Source organism: Bacillus sp. 22-7, assembly GCF_010628845.1.
Classification (GTDB): Bacteria; Bacillota; Bacilli; order Bacillales; family Cytobacillaceae; genus Cytobacillus; species Cytobacillus firmus_B.
Map to the genome: position 1 here is coordinate 25,531 of NZ_NJQY01000043.1, position 24,622 is coordinate 50,152.

The following is a 24,622-nucleotide window of genomic DNA, read 5'->3' on the forward strand; positions in this document are numbered from 1 at the left end:
ATGACTAGGAAAGTGACTGTTACCCCCTATAATCCTGATTGGGAATTTAAATTTCAAAGTGAGTCAGAGTTACTCAAGTCCATTTTTCAAGAAGAAATTCGGGCCATTCACCATATTGGGAGCACTTCGGTTCCTGGTCTGGCAGCAAAGCCCGTCATTGATATAATGCCTGTCGTAATAGATATTGAGAGGGTTGACCGCTTTAATAAGGAAATGATTTCACTGGGTTATGAGCCCCGTGGAGAAAACGGACTGCCTGGCCGGCGGTATTTTCAGAAAGGGGGAAATCTGCGGACACACCATGTCCATATCTATGAAAAAGGGAGTCCTGAAATCACGCGCCATCTTGCTTTTCGTGATTACCTAAGAGCAAACGGAGAAGACGCAAAACAATATGGAACCTTAAAATTGGAGTTAGCGAAACAGTATCCCTTTGACATAGATTCCTATATAAAAGGGAAGGAAGCACTTGTGCAGGAAATTGAGATGAAGGCAATGGAGTGGTACAAAAAGAAGCATTCATTCTAGGCAGTTTAATTCCGTTCATAACATCTTCGGATTGAAACTGGGGAAAACAGTTTAATAGAGTCCGAAGTCGGGTTAACTTCGGACAGAAAAAGCGGAAACCGCGTCGGCAGAGTCGGAACCCGGGACAACTTCGGACAGAGAAAGGGGAATTTGCGTTCGCAGAGTCCGAACCTGGGTCAACTTGGGACACAGAAAGGGGAAATTGCACTCATAGAGTCGGAACCCGGCCCTACTTCGGCCAGAGAAAGCCGAAACTCCGACGCCAGAGTCGGAACCCGGCCCTGCTTCGGCCAGAGAATAGCAAAATACCACTCATAGTGTCCGGACCAGCCATGACCTAAAAATGGACAAGCAAAAACCTTTCCGCACAATCCAATCCAGCTATGACTTCAGGTAACAGCAGCATAATGTTTGGCGGTCCTAATCGAATCGGCTTGCATCTTCAGTCCATTTATTATTCATAATTCCGTTCAATAATGAAATGAGCATAATCCCCGCGGAACATCGTTTTGGAATACTCGATTAAGCTTCCGTCTTCAATATGGGCATAGGTCTCAAGCGAGAAACACGGTGTTTCAGGTTTGATGTTTAGCAGTTCACTAATTTCTTCTTCAGGGAACCCTATTTCTAAATGCTCCACTGTCTTTTGGATTTTTAATCTGTATTGATTCTGCAGCAAATGGTATAAGGATTTTTCACAGGCCTCCCGGTTCAAGCTGGGGGTCTTTTTCCATGGCAGGAAGGCTTTTTCATATTGAAGGGGCTCTTCATCAGCAAACCTGATTCGTTCGAGAACATTAACCGGGTCGCCTTCTGACAGGTCAAAGACTTCTGCTAAGAAGGAGTCGGCAGGGATGACTTCCAGGTTTATGACTTTTATGAGCGGGTTCTTTCCCTGCATCGCCATTTGCTTTGAAAAGTTTTCCACTGTAGAGGTCAGGCGCTGCTTCACTTTATTGCTTGATACAAATGTGCCTCTGCCTTGCTGGCGATAAATATGGCCTTCTATGCTCAGCTGCTGGAGTGCTGTTCTAATAGTCGTCCGGCTGACTCCGTATTTTTCACAAAACTCCGCTTCTGTCGGCAATTTGGTATCCGGTTTGTATTCACCGTTTCTGATAAGTTCAAGAATGCTTTCTTTAACCTTTAAGTGCAGGGCGCTTTCCTCGGCAAAACCGTCTTTCATTCCCGTTCCTCCTACTCTGTTCTTCTATCTATTATTCCATAGAATATATTGTCATATCAATTATAAAATAATTTGTAATAACAAATTTTAAAAATGTATTGAAAAATAGAATATTTGTAATTACAATTAGTTTCAAGCATAAGGTATTAAAAGGAGGTGATGACTTCAAAAAAGAAATATCTTTGAATTAAATTGACTGAATAATCTGTTTTATTGACGGTACTATTAAGTTAAGCAATTATTTTATTTTTTTGAGATCGCTTACAGAGAAAAAAAGGGGGGTAATCATGAATATTTTGTTGTGCTGTTCGGCTGGAATGTCTACAAGTCTCCTGGTGACAAAGATGAAAGCTAGCGCTGAAAACCAGGGGATCGACTGTAAAATCTGGGCTGTTGGCAACGGGGAGGTTCGAAGCCATATTGATTCGGCAGATGTCCTGCTGCTGGGACCGCAGATTCGGTTTATGACCGAGCAATTAAAGAAGGAGGCAGGAGGCAGAATTCCGGTAGCTCCCATAAACCCGATGCATTATGGCTTATGTAATGGCGAGGAAGTATTAAAGCAGGCTATCTCATTGATAAAGGGTGAATAGTGATGATGACGTTTATTGAGAAATATATCATGCCTTATGCTGTGAAATTCGGCAATAACAGGCATTTGCTTGCTATCCGGGATGCCTTGATCGGGATGATCGCCATCACAATGGTGGGATCGTTTGCTGTTCTATTTAATAATTTGGGGGAAATCATTAAGCCGTACGGCAGACTCATGGAAAGTATTTTCGGCGAATCCTGGAAAACACTTGGCGGAGATATCTGGTGGGGCACCTTTGCCTTCTTAACCATATTCGCTGTATTTGGCATATCCCACAGGCTTGCCAAATCGTATGGGGATGATGGATTCGAGGCGATGCTGGTTGCCGCAGCCTGCTTCTTCCTCTTAATCCCTCAGGTAGGCCAGGTGCCGGATACGGAAGGTGCCTGGGGCTTCATTGGCTATGGATACTTTAATGCAACGGCTTTATTTACAGGAATTGTAGTGGCACTTCTTGCGACCGAATTATTTATCCGTCTGACCAGGATAAAAGCCTTCATTATCAAACTGCCGGACGGAGTTCCACCAGCCGTTGCAGGGGCTTTTGCCAAACTGGTGCCGGGCATGCTGACGATTTTCCTATTTGGAGTGGCAGGCCTTCTGTTCAGAAAAATGACAAATGGTGAATTTTTGAATGACTGGCTGAATACAACCCTTGTAGCACCTTTGACAAATGCTGCCGATTCACTGCCATTTGCGATCCTAATAGTCTTTCTGGTACATGGTTTTTGGTCGGTTGGCCTTCATGGACCAAATATTCTTGGGGGTGTTACAACGCCTTTATTTACATCTCTTGGAACCAAAAATACAGATTTATATGCTCAGGGAGTGACGGATCTTGATAAGTATGCCATTCTCGCAGGGCCATTTCTGGATGCCTTCGTATATCTGGGCGGCTCAGGAGCAACTCTCGGACTTATCATTTCCATGTTTATTGCAGGACGTAAGCGGCATAAGCAGCTGCTTGCATTAGGAACGCCGCCTGGTATTTTTCAAATCAATGAACCATTATTATTCGGGCTTCCAATTGTGTTAAATCCAATCTGGCTGATTCCGTTTATTTCAGCACCAGTCATCATGACGGCAGTAGCGTATCTGGCTATTAAATGGGGCCTTGTTTATCCAGTGGTTGTGGCAAGCATCCCTTGGGTGACGCCTGCAGGAATTGGCGGCTATCTTGCAACAGGAGGACATATCTCCGGTGCAGTGCTGGCACTTGTGAATTTAGCCATTTCCATTGTCATTTACCTGCCATTTGTCTATATAACAGGGAAAATGGATGAAAAGAAACTGAAGCAGATGCAGCCGGAACAAACACCAACAATTCAAGGTTAGGCGGGTTAAAGAATGGATAAAGAAAAGCTTTATCAAATTTCATTTCAGCTTATTTTGCACAGCGGGAATGCCAGAAGTCTCGCTATGGAATCCATCCGGGAAGCAAAGGCAGGCAAGTTCGATGCGGCGGAAGCTAAAATCCGGGAAGCCGAGGAGGAATTTGTGCTGGCACACAGACATCAAACGGAGTTAATTCAGGGCGAAGCTTCCGGAGCTCAATTCGATCTGCCCATCATTCTTGTCCATGCCCAGGATCATTTGATGAATGCACTCACTGTCAAAGACATGGCACAGGAATTCATCGACCTATACAAGAAACTAGACTAAGAGAGGTAACAGAATGGCACAGCAACCAGATAGTATAAAGATTGCCGTGATCGGCGGAGGTTCAAGCTATACACCTGAATTAATTGAAGGATTTATCAAAAGACATCAGGAATTGCCTGTCAGAGAAATTTGGCTTGTGGATGTGGAGGAAGGACGAAATAAGCTCGAGATTGTAGGGCAATTAGCGAAACGGATGGTTGAAAAAGCCGGTGTTCCCATAGAGATTCAGCTTACATTGGATAGGAAAAAAGCGCTTAAGGGTGCCGACTTTGTTACAACCCAATTCCGTGTAGGACTTTTGGCTGCAAGAGCGAAGGACGAGAGAATTCCGCTGAAATATGGAGTGCTGGGCCAGGAAACCAATGGACCGGGGGGGTTTTTCAAGGCCCTCCGAACCATTCCAGTCATTATGGAGATCTGCCGTGAAATGGAAGAGTTGTGTCCAAATGCATGGCTCATCAATTTTACCAATCCAGCAGGGATAATTACAGAAGCAGTCCTGCGATACAGCAGCATCAAAAAAGTGGTTGGTTTATGCAATGTGCCGATTGGAATGGAGATGGGGGCAGCACAGTTAATGAATGTGGACCACAGCAGAGTAAGGATTGATTTTGCCGGACTCAATCACCTTGTCTATGGACTTGATGTCTATGTCGATGGAGTGAGCGTCAAGGAAGAGCTGCTGAAAAAGCTTACAGACAAAGAAAAATCAATCACAATGAAGAACATCCATGCGATGGGATGGGAACCGGAATTCCTGCAGGCATTAAATGTGCTTCCTTGTCCTTACCATAATTACTACTATAAGACCCGTGAAATGGTGGAAGAAGAAATTAAAGCAGCTTCAGAAGGCGGTACACGGGCTGAAGTGGTTAAAATGCTGGAGGATGAGCTGTTTCAGTTATATCAGAATCCAGATCTTGCTGAAAAGCCTTCCCAGCTTGAAAAAAGGGGAGGCGCTTATTATAGTGATGCGGCATGCAGACTCATTCATTCGATATATACAGATAAAAGGGATATACAGCCGGTTAACACCCGGAATAATGGTGCTATTGCAGGCCTTCCGTCAGATTCAGCCGTGGAAGTCAGCTGCATTATAACGAAGGATGGGCCAAAGCCGTTAGCGATCGGAGAACTTCCAGTTTCAGTCAGGGGACTGGTTCAATCTATTAAATCCTTTGAAAGGGTGACCATAGAAGCGGCCTTGACTGGTGATTATAATACTGCTCTGCTGGCACTGACAATAAATCCGCTGGTGAGTTCCGACAAAATAGCGAAAAAAATACTTGATGAAATGCTCGAAGCCCATCGTTGCTATTTGCCGCAATTTCAATAAAATTTTGCAGGGCAGCATTATTTTCAGGCTGCCTTGCATCTATTTAACCGGAGGCCTCTAAATATGATAAAACTCATCGTCAATGCAGATGATTTTGGATATAGTCCCGGCGTGAATTATGGAATTTTGCACAGCTATTTATATGGAATTGTCAATTCCGCCACCATGATGATGAATATGGCCGGAACCAGGCAGGCCCTGGCTATGACTAAACAATATCCGGGGTTACGAACTGGCGTTCATTTAGTCCTCACAAGCGGGAAGCCGTTATTAACAGATTTAGTGACCTTAACTAATAAAGAAGGGTACTTTAGATCTCAGGGGGATTTAGAGGGAATCTCTCTTGAAGAATTGGAACTGGAGTGGTCTGCACAAATTGACCGTTTTATCGGGGCTGGTCTTACGCCTTCCCATTTGGATAGCCATCATCACGTTCATACACGCGAAGAGTTTCTCCCAGTAGTTCAGAGCCTGTCCAATAAATACGGTCTCCCCTTCAGAGTCAATGGCAATTTTGCGCTTGAAGGGGTCAAAAGCCATACGGACAGGTGCTTATTCGATTTTTACGGAGATGGCATTCAGGAAGACTATTTCAGCACGCTGGCAGAAAAGGCTGAAGACGGGGAAACAGTGGAAGTCATGTGCCATCCGGCATTTGCAGATCAATTGCTTATGGAGGGGTCTTCTTATAATTTAATGCGCTTAAAGGAACTCAGAATACTATGCTCTGCAAAACTTCCGTCTAATATAAAACTGATATATTAAAAAAACAGTGTCCGTCTCGGGACACTGTTTTTTAGTCAATTACTTCTTTATTTTCTTCATCTCATCTGCAACAAACTCAACGTCTGTTCCAACAATGATCTGCAGGTTCGTTTTGCTTAATTTCATGATTCCTTTAGCACCATGTGCCTTCAGTGCGCTTTCCTTCACTTTTTCCATATCCGCAATGTTTAAGCGCAGGCGTGTCGCACAGTTATCAATAGAAGTAATGTTGTCAGCACCTCCAATATCTTTAATAAAATGGCTTGCCATAACTTCATACTTGCTGTTGCCCGTTGAGACTGGTTCATCTTCATCTTCCACGATATCTTCGTCCTCTTCACGCCCTGGCGTTTTCAGGTCTAATGCTTTAATTAGTGCATAGAAGATAACGAAGTACAGAATAGCGTAGATGACGCCAATTCCCAACAGCAGCAGCGGCTTTTCAGCGATATTAAAGTTCAGTGCAAAATCGAGTGCTCCTGCTGAGAATGTGAAGCCATCTCGTATGCCCAGTAAGGATGTTACCCACATGGAAACCCCGGTTAAGATGGCATGCACTCCATATAAAAGAGGTGCGATGAACATAAAGGAGAACTCGATCGGCTCTGTAATACCAGTCAGGAATGAAGTCAGCGCAAGACCGATGAACATTCCGGATACCGCTTTTCTTTTTTCAGGCTTAGCAGTTGCAATGATCGCAAAAGCTGCAGCCGGCAGACCGAACATCATCACAGGGAAGAATCCAGTCATGTAAGCTCCTGCTGAGGGATCTCCTGCAAAGAAGCGGGCAATATCTCCATTAACTCCTTCAAATTCGCCGAACTGGAACCAGAATAAACTGTTCAATACATGGTGCAGACCCAAAGGTATTAAAAGACGGTTCATAAAGCCGAATAGTCCTGAACCTAAAGCGCCAAGACCAATAATCCAATTGCCCAGTGCATCGATTGCGCCCTGGATAGGAGGCCAGGCAAAACCAGCAATTGCAGCCAGAAGAATCATAGTGACGGAAGTGATAATCGGAACGAAGCGTCGTCCGCTAAAGAATCCGAGCCAGTCCGGAAGCTTAATATCATGGAAGCGGTTATACAATAAACCAGCAATAATACCAGCAATAATTCCGCCCAGTACTCCCATATTTATATTTTCATCGATGGCAATTGCACCCTCGGTCAGCACCAGAAAACCGATGGCGCCGGAAAGGGCAGCAGCCCCGTTATTATCCTTCGCAAATCCCATCGCAACCCCAATGGCAAAAATAAGTGCCAGGTTCGCGAAAATAGCATTGCCGGCATTCGCGATGAACGGAATACCCAATAAATCATCCTGTCCAAAGCGGAGCAATAGACCAGCGGCAGGCAGGACGGCAATCGGAAGCATTAATGCCTTACCAATTCTCTGTAGAAATCCTAACATATTGATCTCTCCTTAATAAAAATAATGAATAAGAAAGCGTTTTACTAAACTGTCGTAATCATACCAAAATATAAATATAGTTGTCTATACCATTTTTAAAAGAAAAAATTTATATACTTTTTAAATTTAGGTTTCTCAGCGACTTAATTGGTATAGACAACTATACTTTAAGGTGTTACGATATGAAGTATAAATGGGTTTATTTTATTCCAATATTTTGCCTTCTTTAGTGCAAATATATACTTAATCAGCTTATTGCAGGGAGGAACTCATGATGGAGATTATTAAAGTAAACAACTATGAAGAAATGAGTAAAACCGCAGCAGAATACATCACCAGGAAGGTATGCCAATTTCCTGAAGCTTCACTCGGATTGGCAACTGGGAGTACACCTGTGGGAACATATAAACGTTTGATTGAAGATCACCGGGATAACGGAACATCATATAAAAAGGTGACAACCTTTAATTTGGATGAGTATATCGGCCTTTCTGGAGAAAACCCGCAAAGCTATCGATATTTTATGGATTCTCAATTGTTTAACCATCTCGATATTCTTAAGAAAAACACTTTTGTCCCAAGCGGTACGGCCGAGGATATGGAAGCAGAATGCCGAAATTATGAAAGTAAGCTTAAAAACCATGGCGGCATTGATCTGCAAATTTTGGGCATCGGCAATAATGGGCACATTGGCTTTAATGAGCCAGGCACGCCGTTTTCATCTAAAACTCATATTGTTGATTTAGCAGATTCCACTATTAAAGCCAATGCAAGGTTTTTTAATACGATCGAAGAGGTGCCGACCCAAGCCATTACCATGGGAATCGATACGATTATGCAGAGCAGGGAGATCCTCCTGCTTGCTTCAGGTGGAGCTAAAGCCGATGCGATTGGGCAGCTTCTTGGAAATGGACTTAATGAGCAGTTTCCTGCATCTGTATTAAGGAATCATCCGAATGTAAAAGTGATTGCAGATGAAGCAGCACTAAGCGCATCCAAAGTCAGGGTATAAATGGGGTAGGAAGTATGCTGGAGAATTATCTGAATGACATAAAAGATTTATTGTCCCTTGTGGAAAAAGAAGAGGGACAAAAACTGAAGAAAGCAGCCCGTGCAGTGGCTGAATGTATCCTAAACGATGGAATTATTCATGTGTTTGGCTGCGGGCATTCTCATATGCTCGGAGAAGAGCTGTTTTACCGTGCAGGGGGTCTTGCCCCCATTAAACCTATTTTCGTTGAGGACTTAATGCTGCATAAGGGTGCAGTCCGTTCTTCTTCCTTGGAAAAGGAAAATGATTATGCCGGGGGATTTATGGAGAATGCTGATATCCGTCCGAATGATGTTGTGATTGTGGCATCCACTTCAGGCCGGAATCCAGTACCGGTGGATGTAGCTGAAATTTCAAAAGCCAGCGGGGCATTCGTGATAGGAATTACTTCCCCGCGCTATGCTGAAACTCAATTCTCCCGCCATAAACACGGAAAGTATCTGTTTTCATCAGTGGACCTGGCGATTGACAACCATATCGAGCCAGGAGACGCATTGATGCAGCATTCATCAATGGGCATTAGTTTCGGCTCCGCATCCTCTATTATTGGCTTTGCGATTGTAAACAGCCTGATGGTGGAAGCAGTTGAAGTGATGATTGAAAGCGGGTTCGAACCGCCTATTTTTAAAAGTGGAAATGTAGATGGAGCAGATCAGCATAACCGAGAGCTGGTGAAAAGATATAAATCCCGAATTCCGCTTCTGGAAGGATAACGGAATGGATTTAACAAAGGCGATTGAACTGACCAGGCAGGCAATGATTGAAAGCATATATTCTAAGGGGCTAACTGATGTAGATACTTTGAAATTAAGCCAGGAACTGGATAAGTTAATTGTTGAATCACAGCGATTGAAACGAGAGGCTAAAAAATTGGACCCTTATGAGGTTATTTGCAAATAGGTATGAAGAAATTGCAAATAAATAAGATAATTTGCAAACAGCCTGGGCAAACCTGCAAATAGAATGGCAAACTTGCAAATAGAATGGGAAGACTGCAAATAAAATGAAATTCTAAAAACAAGTAGAGACCAATTTGCAACTAAATGCTGTAATTTGCAAATAAACGAGGAAAACTTGCAAATAGACGCAGAAAACCCGCAAATAGCCTCTGCCAATCGATAACGAAGCCAAATTCCAACACATAAAAACCGCTCAGGCCATCATACCTGAGCGGTTTTTCCGTCCTATAGTGCATCTTTTATCACTTTTTTCGAATAGATCACAGACAAAATTCCGAAAATCGAATAAAGAACGGTGTAAAGCGCCATTACCAGGATCATCGGCATCCAAAGCTCGCTGCCGAAGAAGAACCATCCGGATTTTACAGCAAAATAGCTGTGGATAAGGCCGACCACCAGCGGAATTCCAAAGTTGAATGCCATTTTGGATCGTATTCCACGCAGCAGGTCTCCCTGTGTAAAACCTAGTTTCCGCAGGATTGTGTAATTTGGCTTTTCATCCTCACTCTGATCCATTTGCTTGAAATAAAGGATGCAGCCCGAAGTGACCAGGAAGGTCAAGCCAAGAAAACCGACAATAAACATAACAAGCCCCATATTCATTTTCTGCCTTTTGCTCATTTCCATCTGGGACTCGGCACCTACGCTGAATTCCATATCCTTAAAAAGTGCATTCGCTTTTTCGACATCGCTGTCCTTTTTCATATCCACACCGATGAAAAGTGAATGCACCAGCTGGATCTCTGGATCAAGGTCAGCTTTCAGCTCGCCATATACCTTTTCATCCACAATGGCCACTGGCAGTCCGCCAGATGTAAAATAAAACGGAATGACAAAGTCTTTATTCAATCCTAAATATTTTTGTTCAATGGCTTTTGTTTTTCCTTTGAACTCAAGCTTTCCTGAGTCCTTGAGCGTCATGAACTTCTCCAGTGCATCGTTATATCCTGTCAGAACAGTTTCTTTCGGAGAAAGCTCCACGCCGGAAATGGACTTTTCGCTTACAACAGGCAGGTGCATGTTTGGCGAATCAAAACCCATTTCGTCCAGATTAACATCCAGGATGTCCTTCATATCGGCTTCCACCTGTAATACTTCAATGGTTTGATCCTTATAGTCTAATCCATTTTCTTCAAGCCTATCCGCAAACTTATCTGCATCCTCCCGGCTTGTGAATGAAAAGTGGGAAGGAAGACTGTCCTGGGCTGATTTTTCCGCTGAGTAGTAGGAAATATAGCTTAATGACAGCAGCCCGATCGCAAGGGCGGACACAGTTGTAATGATCGTTAAAAGCAGGGCACTCGACTTCATGCGGAACATGATGGAGGACAATGAAAGAACTTCATTAACATTCAGGTATCCATCTTTCCTTTTGCGGATCAGGCTGGCGATGAAGCTTACTGATCCTTTGTAGAAAAGGTAGGTTCCAATGATAACAGAAGCAAGGATGACCACCATCGCGAGGAACAGCTCGTTCATGGATGTGAAATCCCCGCCAAATAAGAGGGAAGAGATATAATAGCCGGTTATGATCAGGGCTAAACCAAGCACCCCCAGGATCATTTCCAAAATGGACAGCTTTTTGACTTTTCCTTCTGCATTCGAAACCACCCTGAATAAAGATAGAATGGTTTGCCTTTTGATAAAAACAAAATTCATCAGCATGATAAAAATATAAATAACCGTAAAGACGATGACAGTCTGCAAAAGCGCCTCACTTGAAAAGTGCAAGGAAGCAATTCCTTCAACACCTGTCAATTTAAAAAGGACCATCAGTATTAACTTTGAAACCGAAAAGCCAACAAAGATCCCAATGATCAAGGACCCAAAATACAGCATAAGATTTTCCAGGCTAAGCAATCTGAAAATCTCATTCTTGGTCATTCCAATCAGCTGAAACAGCCCGATTTCCTTGCTTCGCCTTTTGATAAAAATCGTGTTGGCGTACAGAAGAAAGATTGAAACAATCGCAACGAGCAGAATGGAGGCCGTTTTGATGGCAGCCGCGCCTTTAATCGAACCCTTTGCTTCAGACATGGAGGGATCATATTGCAGGGTGACAAAGGCAAAATAGAGCGCGACACTGAAAATGAGCGCGAAAACATAGAGATAATAATGTTTCAGGTTCTTTTTCAGATTTCGGAGGATGATGGTATTAATGCCCATGCTGCACACCGCCCAAAACGCCTTGTGTCTTCATAATATCATTGAAAAAAGCCTGTCTTGATTGATCACCTTTATTCAGCTGCGTATAAACCTGGCCATCCTTGATGAAAATAACCCGGCTGCAGAAGCTTGCCGCCACAGGATCATGGGTAACCATGATGATGGTTGCTTTCCTTTTCTGATTTAAATCACTTAACTTATTTAACAAGTCTGAGGCTGACTTCGAATCCAGCGCACCTGTCGGCTCGTCAGCGAAAATAATGCTTGGCTCATGAATAAACGCACGAGCTGCAGAAGTGCGCTGCTTTTGCCCGCCGGAAATTTCGTTCGGATATTTATCTTTTAATTCTAAAATCCCAAGCTCAGCCGCAACAGCTGCAAACTTCTCATCTGCCTCTTTTTTTGGTGTTTTGCTGATGGAAAGCGGAAGAAGGATATTTTCCTTCACTGTCAATGTATCCAGGAGATTATATTCCTGAAAAATAAATCCGAGATGCCTCTTGCGGAACTCAGCGAGCTGTTTTTCCTTCAGTCTTGTCATTTCCTTTCCTTCAATGTTGATTTGCCCGCCGCTTACACTGTCAATAGACGAGAGCACATTGAGAAGTGTGGTCTTCCCTGAACCGGAAGCGCCCATAATGCTTACAAATTCACCCGTTTCAATTTTCATATCAATTCCTTTTAATACTTCCTGCCTATTAAATTTATTGCCGTAGCTTTTATGAATCTTTTTGGCTTCAAGTACAGTCATGTGTTACCATCCTTTCTTTTATAGCTTAATTATAGAAGGGTACGTCTATGTAAATCCTTCGATTGGACGAACAAACAGCAAAAGCATGTGACATTTTTGTCACATGCCTGTTATGCTGACGAAATCATTTCTGGTAGGGAAGACAAGGGTCATGATGGTGCCTTTGCCTAAAACAGACTCCACAAGGATTTTTATTTTTAGCTGGTCTGCGGCTTTTTTGGCTAAATACAACCCCATGCCTGTTGCTGCGTTTTCATGATGATTTCCAGTAGATGTGAACCCCTTCTCAAAAATCCGCGGCAGATCTCTATGATCAATTCCTCTGCCAAAATCTTGAATCCTTAAGGATATTTTACCGTCATGTGTGGAGCTTGAAATCAAAATGTCAGATTCCTCACTATATTTCACAGCATTAGTTAAAAGCTGGCGTATGATAAAGCTGAACCATTTGGCATCGCTCAAAGCTTCTGTTTCTTCCATTTCCATTTCAAAGCCAATGCCTTTTTGCATGCACCAGGACTGCAGAGATTTGATTTCACTGAACAGTATATCTTCGAGATGAATCATTTCAATATACAAGTCATTTTCCATCGAAGGAATTCGCTTTTGATGCAGCTGCTGATCAAGAAGAAGGTGGATGCGCAGCCATTCATATGTAAGGGCAGATTTAAGATTTTGATCCTCGATCCGGTCAATCATAAGATGCATGGCCGTCAAGGGTGTCTTGACTTCATGAATCCAGGAGAGCAATTCATCTTTTTCCTGCTCGAGCTGTGTCCAGTTCCGGGTGTACTCCTGTTTAAACCGCTCGGTTTGGCTGACCAGGCCTGACTCTATTATTTTTTCAAAAGGACTTTCAGATTCCGGTATGCTCGACAGATCTAAATTATCTTCCCGCTCAGCTATTTCTTTGTAAAACTTTGTTTCCTTTTGATAACGAATTAAAAAGAATCCAGTAAAAATGATTGAAGATAAAAAGACGTAATAAAGGAAGGGTTTAAGGGATAGGGCTGAATCGATATATACTACAAAGGCAGCAAGCACCTGAAGGAAACCAAACAGCAGGATCCAGCTTAACCGTTCCCTGATATATTTCCTAAACATGCGAGGCATCCTCTTCAATTGCTATATATCCCTGGCCGACCTTTGTTTCAATCCTTGCGCCAAGCCCAAGTTCATCAAGCTTTTTCCGCAGTCTGTTAACATTGACCGTCAGAGTATTGTCACTAATGAACCGTTTGTCATCCCATAGGCTATTAATGATCTCATCCCTGCTGACTATTTGATTTTTTCTTTCTATCAGAAGCTTTAATATGTAGATTTCATTTTTCGTTAATTCTATAGAACCACTCTCATTTGAAACGGTATTCTTTTCGAAATCAACCGCCGCACCGCACCAGGTCTTGAGATTATTCTGAACGGCACTATAGTTATAGACACGCCTGAGGATTGCCTGTATTTTGGCAATCAGGACTTCGAAGTGAAAGGGTTTTTGGACAAAATCGTCAGCGCCAAGCTGCATGGACATGACCATATCTGTGGGGTGATCGCGTGATGACAGGAAAATGATCGGCACATTCGAATGTGAACGGATCATCCGGCACCAATGAAACCCGTCGAACTTAGGAAGCTGGATATCAATAATGACCAAATCTGGCTGAATGCCGGCAAACTCCTTCATAACATCACTGAAATCCTGAATTCCATGAACTTCATAAGACCACTGGGAAAGCCGGTCTTTGATTTCAGTAAAAAGGGAGGCATCATCCTCAATTAAAAGCACTTTAAACAATTTGCTCACCACACTTTTGCATATTCCTTCCATTATTGTATAGGAAAAGACCAAAGTCTGCCAGAATGTTTCGGGGCTGTGTTAAAATAAGGTAAAAAGCAGGTTTTTTGCATGGAAATCTTTATCTACATCCTTATTATTTTGATTGCATCCATTTTACAGACAAGCACGGGATTTGGCTTCTCAATCCTGGCCACACCGTTTTTGCTGCTTCTTTTTGAACCTAAAGAAGCCATTCAAATCAATTTGATTTTATCTTTATTCATTTCTGCTGCCTTATTTTCAAAAATCACGAAGGATACAGACTTTGGAGTTCTGAAAAGGTTCGCAATTGGCAGTGCAGCCGGGCTGCCTATCGGTATTGGAATTTTTTTGTTTTTGGACATTTCCCGGCTGAAGATAGCTGTCAGTTTCATTATTTTGCTTTTAACACTCCTTTTGATGGCGAATTTCCGTGTGAAAGAAACAAGCCGGAGGGATTATTCAGTGGGCGGATTGTCAGGAATCATGACAACCAGCATTGGCATGCCCGGTCCTCCGCTTCTGTTGTATTTTTCAGGAACGGATACTGAAAAAGAGCGGCTTAGGGGAACTACTTTGGCTTTTTACTTGTTTATCTACTCGGCCAGTTTGGTAATTCAGATTATCTTTGCAGGGACCAATAAAACAATTTGGCTTTCAAGCTTGTATGCTTTGCCGCTGGTGCTGCTGGGTCTATACCTGGGACAAATTTTATTTGTTAAAATCAATCAGCGTTTTTTTAAGATTTTTACATATATTATATTGATTTTCACTGGAGTTTACCTGCTGATTGAATGACTGAAAGAATTCCTTTAAATATCACGAAAACGGTGTACGCGATGAGTAAAAAACAGGTCTATTGGAGCTTAAGCTTCCTGTTTTCCTTCTTTGGTTTTTACCTTATAGAACATGTTTTTACGGTAAAACCCAATGTGATTTCCGGCAATGGAAATTTAGGCATCCTCATCATATTTCTTTGTACACCTGTCTTTATTTCCAGTTGGGTTTATACTTTTAAACTGGCAAAAGCATTACTATTGAAAAATAACAAAATGGCTATAGGGATTTTGCTGTTTTCGCTTGCTGTCAGTGCTTTGCTGATGGTCGGAATTTATGATTACACAAATGAACTGATCTCGGCTCTTGGAGGAAAACCGGATAACCCGGAATCAAGAATTTACCGTTTTGGCTGGTTTAATCAATACACTAATAGTCTTTATTTTAATGTTTTTACCTTTTTCTTATCGCAAATCATAGCAGTGGTTTTTGGCATTTTTTCAGCTATGAGGAGCTCAAAACTATATTAATATGTTAAGAGCAGATTATGGCACAGTGGAATAAGGCTTTCAATTTGGGGTAATTCAAAGAGCCCTTTTTACCACTGCGTAATAGTTTCAAGGATATTAAAGAGTCTTTTATACTATCATTGCACGAGGATATCCCTTGTTTTAGATACAAAGCTATGAATTTCAATAGACGTTTCCCTTAAAATTCCCCCAATTTACATCTTTCAGCCCCGGTCCTACAATTAATTATGTGAAAAGTTAAAAAATATAGACTTTTCATTAAGAAAGGGCGGGAGAGAGAAATGAAAGTGAAAAAAGGGGTACCCTATAAGGTGCTGGCTTCTGCATTGGCAGCAGCAATGCTATTCGGGGGAACTGTCTCGGCACAAGGAGCTCAGGATGATGAGATTAAGGCTCCAAGTGTTGAGGACATTGTCAAACAGGGGCAGAAAATATTTTTGGACCAGCAATACCAGGCTGAAGCAAATGCAGTGGACAAGCTGGGATATAAAGATCTTATAGAAAAAGGGTTAACGAAACCATATGAGCCTAATGAAGTTTTACGTGTAATTGTTGAAGTCGAACAGCCGGCTGATATTGAAAAAACGAAACAAAGCAAAAAAAGTAAAATGAAAGCAAAACAAGACGAGGTAATTTCAGCCCTTTCCAAGAAAAAATCCTTCAAGAAAGTGAAGCATCGCTTTTTTGAAGGGTTTAATGGGTTCAGTCTGGAAACCGAGTTTCGCAATGTAAAAGAAATTCAGGATATTCCTGGTGTCACCAACGTACATATTGCGAGAACATTCCAGCCATCCATGGGTGCCAGCAAGGAATTAGTACAGGCACAGAAAGTCTGGGAGCGGCATGGCTATGAAGGAGAAGGGCTGCTTGTTGCTGTCGTTGACTCAGGATTGGATTATACTCACCGGGATATGACATTGACGGATGAAGGGAAAGACCAGCAGAAATGGTCTGAGGGAGGAATCCAGGCAAAACTCTCTGAAACGGCAATTAATGATGTTTGGTATAGTGACAAAGTGCCGACAGGCTATGACTGGGCCGATGAGGATACGGATGTCATCCCCCGCGGACAATATGGAAGCCCGCATGGCATGCATGTCGCCGGTACAGTAGGTGCTAATGGCAATGAAGAAAAGGATGGGGTCAAGGGGATTGCTCCCGGTGTCCAGTTATTAGCTGAAAAAGTCTTTTCCGATAACGGCGGGGGAGCTTATGAAGATGATATTATTGCCGGAATTGAACACGCTGTTACTATGGGGGCAGATGTCATTAACATGAGTCTTGGGTCAGATGCCGGCTTTGTTGGAGAAGAAAATGACCCCATCCAAAAGTCAATCCGGGAAGCAACTGAGCAGGGTACCCTGGTAGTAGTGGCTGGAGGCAATTCATCTTACAGCACAAAAAATAATATTATGGAGGCCTCTGCTAAACCTTATGCAGAAAATCCGGATATCGGCACAGTCGGGGAACCTTCTGTCAGTCCATTTGCGCTATCAGTAGCATCCTATGAAAATACTAAATTGCATATGAATGCACTTAGTGGTGAAAAAGGTTTGCAGCTTCCATACCAGGATCAAACCCATGTTAACCTCAAACTCTCAAATGTGTTAACAGCAGGTGAAAGCTATGAAATGGTATATGTGGGGGAAGGGAAGACAGCTGATTTTGCCGGGAAAGATGTTGCAGGCAAAATAGTCGTAGCAAAACCAAATCAAAAATATGGTTTATATACCTATGTCCAATCGGAAGCCAGAAAAAATGGTGCCAAGGCAGTTATCCTTGTACCGCCTCATGATGAAGCGGATTTTCCTTTCTTGTATTTTAGTCCATACTTAACCCCTGCAGCTACTACCAGCAAAGAGGATGGGAATTCCTTAATTTCACAGCTGTCCAAGGGACAAACAGTGAAAATGCAGATGAGCAAAGGTGTTTGGGTCGATAATGCTGATAAAGATAACATGTCAGACTTTTCTTCTTTTGGAACGCCGCACACGCTTGACTTCAAGCCTGAGCTATCAGCACCGGGCGGAGGAATCTATTCCACTGTTCCCGGCAATGATTATGAAATTATGAGCGGTACGTCCATGGCTGCGCCTCATGTCGCAGGCGGATCAGCTTTGCTGCTGCAGGCTTTATATGAAAAAGGATTGCCGCAATCCAAAGAAACGGCATTAAAAGCGAAGATCGCATTAATGAATACGTCGAAAATCATTCAGGATTCGCGTTCTAGCAATCAAGTCCCTTACTCACCACGCGTTCAGGGATCCGGATTAATGCAAATTCAAAATGCCATCAAAACTCCTGTACTTGTGACAAATAAAAACGCTCCTTTGGAACAGGCAGGAGCAGTTGCACTTAAGGAGATTAATGAGAAAGCACACTTCAAACTGAATGTTGAAGCACTTCGGGATGCAGATGTGAAAGATTTGGAATATAAAGTGTACGTTGATGTTTTAACAGACGAAGCAGAAACAAAAGAGTTTGACCTGGACAACGACGGTAAGTTGGATGCCAAGGAATATTTAACAATGACCAGCAAGCGGATTTCAGGTGCTTCTGCCATCGTAAATGGTGAGAAAGTGACAGATGAAAAAGGAAAAACACTTAAAATTAAGCCGGGACAAAACAAAAGTCTGGATGTACAGATTCAATTGCCGGATAGTCTAAAAAAGGAAACATTTGTCGAAGGATATGTCCGTCTTGTGCCAACAGGAAAAAACAGTGATGCCGCTGTGCCGCTGACAATTCCATATATGGGCTACTTTGGACAATGGGACAAGCCGCAAAACCTAGACCCGGCTGCATGGGAAAAAGATGCCTTCCTGGGATATACAGTCCTATGGAACGATGAAGGCGCACGATTCCCAATGGGATATGACCCGTATACTGGAACCTTTAATATGGACCGCATTGTGATTTCTCCTAATGCTGTTTTGCCGGGTGTTTTCCCAACTTTTACAGCTCTCCGCAATTTACAAAAGACAGAAATGTACGTGGAGAATGTTAAAGGGGACATGATCAACTATTTAGGCGACTTCAGTGAATTTACAGGCAAGCCTTGGAAGTTCCGCAAAAATATCATGGCTTTCCGTGACTATATGATTAACGGCTATTTATGGGACGTTAAGGATCAAAACGGGAATTTCGTTAAAGATGGCTCTTATCAATATGTGATCAAGACAACACTTGATTACAAGGATGCCAAGCCCCAGGAAGTAAGGCTTCCGGTTCACGTAGATTCAGTTTCACCAATCGTCTCGGATATTCAAGTACAGCCAAAGGACGGCCAATATGAGATTTCCTTCAAGGCAGAAGATAACGAAGGGGGAAGCGGCTATAATGGTGCCATCATCTGGCATAACGGGAAGTATATGCCGCTCGAACCTGGAAAAACTTCTGCCCTTGTAAAAGAAGAACCGAAGAGCGTAGTAGTTTTAGGAATTGACCATGCATTAAACCAGAGCTATGCTGTATGGGGAGATCCTTCCTATATAGATGAGGGGATGCTAGTGAGCTACTTCAGTGTTTATCCTAATAAAAATGTGAATGCAAACACCCCTGCCGGCATCAATGCATTTGCAAATAACCGCGTAAACTGGACAGTGAACATTAAAGATGAAGCAGGAAAAACCGTTGATACAATCAATGTTGAAAACGAACATGAAATTCACTTGAAGTGGACTCCAGACGCAGATCTTCCGAATGGGACTTACACCATTAGTGCGGATGTATCAAGTAAGCAGGGCTTTAAAGTGACCACGAGTCCTAAAACGGTTACAGTATTTCATAACTAAAACGATCAAAAGCCATGGACGGTAAAAAGGTCCATGGCTTTTTAATATTTTTCAATGCCTTAGGTTCAAGCTGAAACAGATGTGTTCAATTTTTTTAGGGACGCAGATTCCTTCTTCCCATGAAGGAAATAATATAAAATGGCTGATAATAAAACAAAGATTGCCATCATACCATATAATCTGCCATAGCCTGTAATCGGAATAATGAATCCCAGCAAATAGGGGCCAAATCCCAAGCCTGCATCAAGAAAGATAAAGAACGTTGACGTCGCCAATCCCATCCGATGAGCGGGTGTCAGCTTGACGGCCACTGCCTGGGTGCAGGACTGCATGTTCCCAAAGCCCAACCCAATTAGCGCACCAGCCAAAAGCAAGGTGAAACTGCTGTTTGCTGTGCTAAGGACAAACATGCCTGCCGCCAATAAGATAAAAGCGGGGTACATAACATAATTTGCTCCTTTAAGATCCATCAGCCGTCCGGTAAATGGACGCGAAACCAGGACAGCGGCCGAGTAGATGAGAAAGAAAAAGCTCGCAGCCTTCACTAAATCGACTTCTATCGCATAAAAATTGATAAAAGAGAGGACACCGGAATAACCGAATGCGATTGCCAGTGTGATGAATGCAATCGGGACTGCTTTTGGCTCGATAAAGCTGGAAATTTGGAAGCCCTGCTTTTTCACACCAGAGGCTTCTATTGCAGGAACATATAAAAAGAAGGATGTTATCAGGGCAATGATGCCGATGGCCAGACAGAAGGCAAAAATCAGTTGGAAAGAAACCTTTTGCATCATCAACAAGCCAATAAATGGCCCAACAGCCGTCGCCAGTGTTGTACTCATGCTGAAGTAGCCAATTCCTTCCCCCTTGCGTGCTGCAGGAATAATTTGTGCCGCGATGGTTCCAGTCGCGGTGCTGGCCACTCCTAAAGCAATGCCGTGAATAAACCTGGTAATCAGCAGGAAAGCAATCCCAATGTTCACGAAATACAAAAGAGTCGTCAGTGTAAAAAAGATCAAGCCGATAAATAGTGTTTTCTTGCGTCCAATTTTATCAATGGACCGCCCGATATATAGCCTGCCAATGAGCGTTCCAATGATAAAAATGCCTGTCACAAGCCCGGCCTGGCTGGTGGTGGCACTATAGTAATCCACTGCAAAAACAGCGATGGTCACCATCAGCAGATAGAAAATCAAAGTTAAGAAAAAATTAACCGATGAAACAATAATAAAATCCTTTGTCCAAAGCTTCGAATTCAATTTATAACTCTCCCTGCATTAAATTTTTGCGGATCAGGCTCATCAGACGAATTCCTTCCAGCTGTTCCTCCTCTGAAATTCCTTGTAAAATTTCCTGTTCGAATTCATCGATTGTGGCGCGGACTTCCTGATAAACCTTTCTGCCTGCACCAGTCAGCTGCATTCTTTTTTCCCGTTTGTCTTTAGTTGGAACCGATTCTAAATAGCCCATTTCCTCCAATTTTGCAATCGTCCTTGTGACCGTTGGTTTTTCAACGCCAAGGTAATGGGAAAGCTCTACCAATGTAACGGAACCATCATTATACATGGAATACATGATGGACCACTGAGCCCGGTATAATTGATGCTTGCTTAACTCAGTATTCAGCCTATTTTCAAATGGGCGATACAATAGCACGAGCTGATGAAAAAAACGCTGGAATGTTTCGATCTTAATAACCTCCTAAATGGTTACTTTGAGTAATAGTTATCTAGAGTAACTAATTATTTATCCATTATACCTCTCTAATCGGTGACATGTAAACAGGCCAAATCTTTATTTGCAAGACAGCTCTCCATTCAATAAAAGAAGGCAGATTTGTGACATTGTGTCATATTCAGTTGACGTGTGACATGATGTCATATACAATTCAATTGTAAGGATGACACAGTGTCACATAGAGGTGAAAGCATTGACTGACATTCATTTGCTAATTTCTAAATTGAGGGAACAGGGAGTAAATGCTGCAATCTGCAAAAAACCAGCCAGTACTAAACCACCCAAAAATAAGGTTAAAATTCAAAGGAGTCCATATGGCCACAAATACACCCGAGCAAATTACACTGAGAGAACTAAGGACAGATCTAGTGCGTTTTATGATGTCCTACAAGTTCGCATTGGAAGAAATAAACACGAAATTAAATATCCTTAAAGAAGAATTTCAGTATGTGCATGACTATAATCCGATTGAGCATGTAAAATCACGAATTAAATCTCCAGAAAGTATATTTAAAAAGCTGCAAAGAAAAAAATTGGAGATTTCTTTAGAATCCGTTAAGCAAAATATTAGAGATATTGCGGGTGTCCGCATTACCTGTTCCTTTGTTTCCGATATCTATAAGATCAAAGATATGCTTGAAAGCCAGAAAGATATAACCGTGCTCGAATGCAGGGATTATATTCAGCATCCCAAGCCAAATGGCTACCAAAGCCTTCATCTGATTGTCCAGATCCCCATTTTTATGTCTGACAGGGAAGAGCTTGTTCCTGTGGAGATTCAAATACGGACGATTGCGATGGATTTCTGGGCGAGCCTCGAGCACAAGATTTACTACAAGTACAATAAAGAAATTCCGCAAAGAATAGTGAAAGAACTGAAAGAGGCAGCTGACACAGCTTCACGCCTCGATCGGAAAATGGAGAATCTCCATGATGAAATGATTGCTTTAAAACAGCTGGATGATGATGAAGCCATGACTTTTTCGCCCGAAAGCCTGCAATTTCTGCTGGGCCATAAAGGGATTAAAACTTAAAGGAGACGAAATATATGCAAGTGTGGACAGATATGCCGAATTTCGTAAAAAGGGAGCTTGAGCAGCTTGAAGAAATAGTATCTCCCATCATGAAAAAAGCTTCCAGATATATTTTTTGGTCTACACCCTTGATTATTCTGTCACTAATCAATCTCATGACCTTGTTTTTCACAGTTCAGGATGAGAAAACATCGCCGGCAGCCATTCTGATTTACGCGATTATTGGTGCGCTCGGTTTCGCACTTTCTAAAGAAGGGAAGCATCAGCAGCTGGAAATTCAAAAACTGAGCTTACAGTACATGAAAGAACGGATTTCTAAAAGCCAGTGGGCTTCTGACCCTATTAAAACGAGATATCAAGCATTGATCAATGAGAACCCCAGAAAGGCTGTCCCTTATTTTATCCAATTCTTAAAGGAGGAAAAAAGAGACTGGCAATAAGGAGGAACAAAATTTGCCGAAAATTACTTTTTTCAATTTGCCTGAAGACAAACGGGAAAACTTAGTTCTAGCGGCCAAAAAGGAATTTGCCCGCGTCCCGCTTTATCAGGCATCCATATCCAATATCATAAAAGATGCCAAAATCCCGCGTGGCAGCTTTTACCAGTATTTTGACGACAAAGAAGATGCGTTTTTCTACTTATTAAATAGCCATGTGTCTGCTTATAAGATGCACTTTCTTGAAACGCTCCAAAAAAATAATGGTGATATTTTTGATGCGATGATTGATTTTTATACAGCCATTATTACAGAAGAAAAAGAAAATCTGCAGTTTTTGAGGAATTTGTTTCTTAATATGACGCACCGGATCGAAAATGTTATGGCAAGAAGCTTCGGGGAAAATGACCTGAATGAAAATTTTAAGAAAATCAGCAATCTGATTAATAAGGATCGGCTGAATATTGAGGACGAGCAGGAGCTTTTTCATATGATGCAGATTATTTCTTCTGTCACGTTTCATAATATCGTTAAAAAATTTGCGGGGGACCTGCCATTCGACGAAGCTGTCCATAATTACAAAAAAGAAATCTATTTACTGAAAAAAGGGTTCTTATCAGAATGATTTTCAGAAAGCCTGTCTCTAAAAGGATTAGAGACAGGCTTTTTTGGGAAGGTAAAAAATAGCATGGAGCTTATTCCTTATTAGGGGAATAAATAAAACAATATTCAGGGAAAGGGGCTATTTATGACGAACAAGAACAGATGGCTGATTGCCCTTTCAGCCGTCGCCATTCATTTATCAATTGGTTCGGTCTATGCATACAGCGTTTATCAAAATCCATTGAAAGAAACGCTAGGCTGGGAAAAGACCGATGTCTCACTGGCATTTACCATTGCCATTTTTATTCTGGGAATTGCGGCAGCCTTTTTTGGCCGGTTTGTAGAAAAGCGGGGGCCAAGAGTGTCAGCCATGATTGCTGCTGTCTTCTTTGGAATTGGGATTATTGGATCCGGGTTTGCCATTCAATTGGAGAACTATATCCTATTCCTGATTTTCTTCGGTGTCATTGGGGGGCTGGGTCTCGCCTTTGGCTATATTGCACCTGTCTCCACACTGGTAAAATGGTTTCCTGACAGAAGGGGACTTGCCACAGGGATGGCAGTTATGGGCTTCGGTGCAGGGGCGCTCATTACAAGCCCGATTGCCAGCAGATTAATGATTGCCACATCAATTCCGACAACCTTCTACATCCTTGGAATCAGTTATTTTGTACTGATGATTTTGGGAGCGCTTTACATCGCTAAGCCGCCTGAAGGATGGGCACCTGAAGGAATGGAAGAGAACAAGGAAGAGAGGCCGGTAAAAGCGGACCTGGCACAGATGACTGCCAATGAAGCAATTAAGACGAAGCGTTTCTGGCTGCTTTGGTTTATGATGTTCATCAATATTTCTGCAGGCATCATGATTCTCTCCGTTGCCGCACCAATGGCACAGGAAATCACTGGAGCCAGCGCCATCACCGCAGCTAGCATTGTAGGCATTATGGGCCTCTTTAATGGAGGCGGAAGAATTGGCTGGGCGTCTGCATCCGATTATCTTGGAAGAGGAAATACATATATGACCTTCTTCCTGATCCAGGTTGCTGCATTCTTCATTCTTCCATTCATCACAAACTCGTTTGTCTTTTCTGTTTTCCTCTATATCATTGTTTCATGCTATGGGGGCGGATTTGCATCGCTTCCGGCCTTTATCGGAGACCTGTTTGGAACCAAACAGCTTGGCGCGATTCATGGCTATCTGCTTACATCGTGGTCGATCGCCGGTGTGGTCGGACCTATGCTTGTCTCGAGCATCTATGAAAATACGCAAAGCTATACGATTACCTTCTATGTATTTGGCACCATGGTTGCCATCGGCTTCATTGTTTCCCTGCTGATGAAGCGCGACATCAAGAAAATCAGAACGGCTAAGAAAGAAAAAAGAACAAGCGGCCAGCTTGTGACTGAATAAAGAGAAAAGCTCCTGCCGGGTCAGCTGGCAGGAGTTCTTTATTAGAAGCTAAGTATATAATTTTTGAACGT

At 42.5% G+C, this 24,622-nt stretch carries 24 protein-coding genes; 16 read left to right on the forward strand and 8 right to left on the reverse strand.

Translation table 11 applies throughout. The annotated features are described in order from the left end of the window. The gene (locus tag CE058_RS23505) at positions 1–528 is read left to right on the forward strand and encodes a GrpB family protein (RefSeq protein WP_163145211.1); all 528 of its coding nucleotides are present in this window, start codon (positions 1–3) and stop codon (positions 526–528) included. Positions 529–982: 454 nt separating this feature from the next. Here the strand turns inward: CE058_RS23505 and CE058_RS23510 are convergent, their stop codons facing one another. Beyond that, positions 983–1,714 carry a GntR family transcriptional regulator gene (locus tag CE058_RS23510; protein ID WP_163145212.1) on the reverse strand — a complete coding sequence of 244 codons (732 nt, stop codon included), beginning with the start codon at positions 1,712–1,714 and terminating at the stop codon, positions 983–985. A gap of 287 nt (positions 1,715–2,001) precedes the next feature. Between CE058_RS23510 and CE058_RS23515 the strand changes: the two genes are divergently transcribed. The 5 genes from CE058_RS23515 (at position 2,002) to chbG (ending at position 6,072) form a co-directional block, all read left to right on the forward strand. Beyond that, positions 2,002–2,307 (forward strand): PTS sugar transporter subunit IIB, encoded by a 306-nt coding sequence (locus CE058_RS23515; protein ID WP_163145213.1) that lies wholly within the window; start codon positions 2,002–2,004, stop codon positions 2,305–2,307. Positions 2,308–2,309: 2 nt separating this feature from the next. Beyond that, positions 2,310–3,644: a PTS sugar transporter subunit IIC gene (locus CE058_RS23520; protein WP_163145214.1), complete on the forward strand. Its 1,335-nt coding sequence runs from the start codon at positions 2,310–2,312 to the stop codon at positions 3,642–3,644. Positions 3,645–3,656: 12 nt separating this feature from the next. Then, the gene (locus tag CE058_RS23525; RefSeq protein ID WP_163145215.1) at positions 3,657–3,971 is read left to right on the forward strand and encodes a PTS sugar transporter subunit IIA; all 315 of its coding nucleotides are present in this window, start codon (positions 3,657–3,659) and stop codon (positions 3,969–3,971) included. 13 nt (positions 3,972–3,984) lie between these two features. Next, the gene (locus tag CE058_RS23530; RefSeq protein WP_163145216.1) at positions 3,985–5,307 is read left to right on the forward strand and encodes a 6-phospho-beta-glucosidase; all 1,323 of its coding nucleotides are present in this window, start codon (positions 3,985–3,987) and stop codon (positions 5,305–5,307) included. Positions 5,308–5,370: 63 nt separating this feature from the next. Further along, a complete protein-coding gene (chbG, locus tag CE058_RS23535; protein ID WP_163145217.1) occupies positions 5,371–6,072 on the forward strand; it encodes a chitin disaccharide deacetylase in 702 nt (233 codons plus the stop codon). Positions 6,073–6,111: 39 nt separating this feature from the next. On the opposite strand, the gene nagE is transcribed toward chbG, so the two are convergent. Then, positions 6,112–7,488: an N-acetylglucosamine-specific PTS transporter subunit IIBC gene (gene nagE, locus CE058_RS23540; protein WP_163145218.1), complete on the reverse strand. Its 1,377-nt coding sequence runs from the start codon at positions 7,486–7,488 to the stop codon at positions 6,112–6,114. Between the two features lie 274 nt (positions 7,489–7,762). Between nagE and nagB the strand changes: the two genes are divergently transcribed. The 3 genes from nagB to CE058_RS23555 are packed head-to-tail and all read left to right on the forward strand — an operon-like array spanning position 7,763 to position 9,439. After that, positions 7,763–8,500, forward strand: coding sequence for a glucosamine-6-phosphate deaminase (gene nagB / locus CE058_RS23545; RefSeq protein ID WP_204260574.1), 738 nt, complete (start codon positions 7,763–7,765; stop codon positions 8,498–8,500). A gap of 14 nt (positions 8,501–8,514) precedes the next feature. After that, on the forward strand, positions 8,515–9,252 hold the full coding sequence (locus CE058_RS23550; RefSeq protein ID WP_163145220.1) for an SIS domain-containing protein: 738 nt from the start codon (positions 8,515–8,517) through the stop codon (positions 9,250–9,252). Positions 9,253–9,256: 4 nt separating this feature from the next. Beyond that, on the forward strand, positions 9,257–9,439 hold the full coding sequence (locus CE058_RS23555) for an aspartyl-phosphate phosphatase Spo0E family protein (RefSeq protein WP_286168155.1): 183 nt from the start codon (positions 9,257–9,259) through the stop codon (positions 9,437–9,439). 284 nt (positions 9,440–9,723) lie between these two features. Here CE058_RS23555 and CE058_RS23560 read toward each other — a convergent pair whose 3' ends face one another. The 4 genes from CE058_RS23560 to CE058_RS23575 form a co-directional block, all read right to left on the reverse strand. Continuing rightward, the gene (locus tag CE058_RS23560) at positions 9,724–11,664 is read right to left on the reverse strand and encodes an FtsX-like permease family protein (protein ID WP_163145221.1); all 1,941 of its coding nucleotides are present in this window, start codon (positions 11,662–11,664) and stop codon (positions 9,724–9,726) included. Beyond that, on the reverse strand, positions 11,654–12,415 hold the full coding sequence (locus CE058_RS23565) for an ABC transporter ATP-binding protein (RefSeq protein WP_163145222.1): 762 nt from the start codon (positions 12,413–12,415) through the stop codon (positions 11,654–11,656). Before CE058_RS23565 ends, CE058_RS23560 begins: the two co-directional genes overlap by 11 nt. Before the next feature lie 99 nt (positions 12,416–12,514). Then, a complete protein-coding gene (locus tag CE058_RS23570; protein ID WP_163145223.1) occupies positions 12,515–13,519 on the reverse strand; it encodes a sensor histidine kinase in 1,005 nt (334 codons plus the stop codon). Beyond that, positions 13,512–14,207, reverse strand: a complete 696-nt coding sequence (locus CE058_RS23575; RefSeq protein ID WP_163145224.1) for a response regulator transcription factor — start codon at positions 14,205–14,207, stop codon at positions 13,512–13,514. The genes CE058_RS23570 and CE058_RS23575 overlap by 8 nt, the downstream gene beginning before the upstream one ends. A 111-nt stretch (positions 14,208–14,318) precedes the next feature. Between CE058_RS23575 and CE058_RS23580 the strand changes: the two genes are divergently transcribed. The 3 genes from CE058_RS23580 to CE058_RS23590 all read left to right on the forward strand — a co-directional run bounded on the left by CE058_RS23580 (position 14,319) and on the right by CE058_RS23590 (position 19,329). Then, complete coding sequence (locus CE058_RS23580; RefSeq protein ID WP_163145225.1) at positions 14,319–15,026, forward strand: sulfite exporter TauE/SafE family protein; 708 nt, start codon at positions 14,319–14,321, stop codon at positions 15,024–15,026. A gap of 41 nt (positions 15,027–15,067) precedes the next feature. Continuing rightward, a complete protein-coding gene (locus CE058_RS23585; RefSeq protein ID WP_163145226.1) occupies positions 15,068–15,535 on the forward strand; it encodes a hypothetical protein in 468 nt (155 codons plus the stop codon). A gap of 281 nt (positions 15,536–15,816) precedes the next feature. Next, a complete protein-coding gene (locus CE058_RS23590) occupies positions 15,817–19,329 on the forward strand; it encodes a S8 family serine peptidase (RefSeq protein WP_163145227.1) in 3,513 nt (1,170 codons plus the stop codon). A gap of 65 nt (positions 19,330–19,394) precedes the next feature. Here the strand turns inward: CE058_RS23590 and CE058_RS23595 are convergent, their stop codons facing one another. Both CE058_RS23595 and CE058_RS23600 read right to left on the reverse strand, forming a co-directional pair. Continuing rightward, entirely contained in the window at positions 19,395–20,588 is a 1,194-nt protein-coding gene (locus CE058_RS23595) for an MFS transporter (protein WP_163145228.1), read from the reverse strand. A 1-nt stretch (position 20,589) separates the two neighbouring features. After that, the gene (locus CE058_RS23600) at positions 20,590–20,985 is read right to left on the reverse strand and encodes a MarR family winged helix-turn-helix transcriptional regulator (RefSeq protein ID WP_163145229.1); all 396 of its coding nucleotides are present in this window, start codon (positions 20,983–20,985) and stop codon (positions 20,590–20,592) included. A 395-nt stretch (positions 20,986–21,380) separates the two neighbouring features. Here CE058_RS23600 and CE058_RS23605 point away from each other — a divergent pair, with 395 nt between their 5' ends. The 4 genes from CE058_RS23605 to CE058_RS23620 all read left to right on the forward strand — a co-directional run bounded on the left by CE058_RS23605 (position 21,381) and on the right by CE058_RS23620 (position 24,551). Next, positions 21,381–22,100 (forward strand): GTP pyrophosphokinase, encoded by a 720-nt coding sequence (locus tag CE058_RS23605; protein WP_048011293.1) that lies wholly within the window; start codon positions 21,381–21,383, stop codon positions 22,098–22,100. Positions 22,101–22,114: 14 nt separating this feature from the next. Next, positions 22,115–22,540 carry a DUF5392 family protein gene (locus tag CE058_RS23610; protein WP_048011292.1) on the forward strand — a complete coding sequence of 142 codons (426 nt, stop codon included), beginning with the start codon at positions 22,115–22,117 and terminating at the stop codon, positions 22,538–22,540. Between the two features lie 13 nt (positions 22,541–22,553). Continuing rightward, entirely contained in the window at positions 22,554–23,162 is a 609-nt protein-coding gene (locus CE058_RS23615) for a TetR/AcrR family transcriptional regulator (protein WP_048011291.1), read from the forward strand. Between the two features lie 123 nt (positions 23,163–23,285). Further along, complete coding sequence (locus CE058_RS23620; protein WP_163145230.1) at positions 23,286–24,551, forward strand: L-lactate MFS transporter; 1,266 nt, start codon at positions 23,286–23,288, stop codon at positions 24,549–24,551. Positions 24,552–24,622 lie beyond the last annotated feature (71 nt).

Coding starts and splice junctions, on each gene's coding strand:
- CE058_RS23505 (WP_163145211.1), top strand. CDS start 1: ATGACTAGGAAAGTGACTGTTACCCCCTATAATCCTGATTGGGAATTT.
- CE058_RS23510 (WP_163145212.1), bottom strand. CDS start 1,714: ATGAAAGACGGTTTTGCCGAGGAAAGCGCCCTGCACTTAAAGGTTAAA.
- CE058_RS23515 (WP_163145213.1), top strand. CDS start 2,002: ATGAATATTTTGTTGTGCTGTTCGGCTGGAATGTCTACAAGTCTCCTG.
- CE058_RS23520 (WP_163145214.1), top strand. CDS start 2,310: ATGATGACGTTTATTGAGAAATATATCATGCCTTATGCTGTGAAATTC.
- CE058_RS23525 (WP_163145215.1), top strand. CDS start 3,657: ATGGATAAAGAAAAGCTTTATCAAATTTCATTTCAGCTTATTTTGCAC.
- CE058_RS23530 (WP_163145216.1), top strand. CDS start 3,985: ATGGCACAGCAACCAGATAGTATAAAGATTGCCGTGATCGGCGGAGGT.
- chbG (WP_163145217.1), top strand. CDS start 5,371: ATGATAAAACTCATCGTCAATGCAGATGATTTTGGATATAGTCCCGGC.
- nagE (WP_163145218.1), bottom strand. CDS start 7,488: ATGTTAGGATTTCTACAGAGAATTGGTAAGGCATTAATGCTTCCGATT.
- nagB (WP_204260574.1), top strand. CDS start 7,763: ATGGAGATTATTAAAGTAAACAACTATGAAGAAATGAGTAAAACCGCA.
- CE058_RS23550 (WP_163145220.1), top strand. CDS start 8,515: ATGCTGGAGAATTATCTGAATGACATAAAAGATTTATTGTCCCTTGTG.
- CE058_RS23555 (WP_286168155.1), top strand. CDS start 9,257: ATGGATTTAACAAAGGCGATTGAACTGACCAGGCAGGCAATGATTGAA.
- CE058_RS23560 (WP_163145221.1), bottom strand. CDS start 11,664: ATGGGCATTAATACCATCATCCTCCGAAATCTGAAAAAGAACCTGAAA.
- CE058_RS23565 (WP_163145222.1), bottom strand. CDS start 12,415: ATGACTGTACTTGAAGCCAAAAAGATTCATAAAAGCTACGGCAATAAA.
- CE058_RS23570 (WP_163145223.1), bottom strand. CDS start 13,519: ATGTTTAGGAAATATATCAGGGAACGGTTAAGCTGGATCCTGCTGTTT.
- CE058_RS23580 (WP_163145225.1), top strand. CDS start 14,319: ATGGAAATCTTTATCTACATCCTTATTATTTTGATTGCATCCATTTTA.
- CE058_RS23585 (WP_163145226.1), top strand. CDS start 15,068: ATGAGTAAAAAACAGGTCTATTGGAGCTTAAGCTTCCTGTTTTCCTTC.
- CE058_RS23590 (WP_163145227.1), top strand. CDS start 15,817: ATGAAAGTGAAAAAAGGGGTACCCTATAAGGTGCTGGCTTCTGCATTG.
- CE058_RS23605 (WP_048011293.1), top strand. CDS start 21,381: ATGGCCACAAATACACCCGAGCAAATTACACTGAGAGAACTAAGGACA.
- CE058_RS23610 (WP_048011292.1), top strand. CDS start 22,115: ATGCAAGTGTGGACAGATATGCCGAATTTCGTAAAAAGGGAGCTTGAG.
- CE058_RS23620 (WP_163145230.1), top strand. CDS start 23,286: ATGACGAACAAGAACAGATGGCTGATTGCCCTTTCAGCCGTCGCCATT.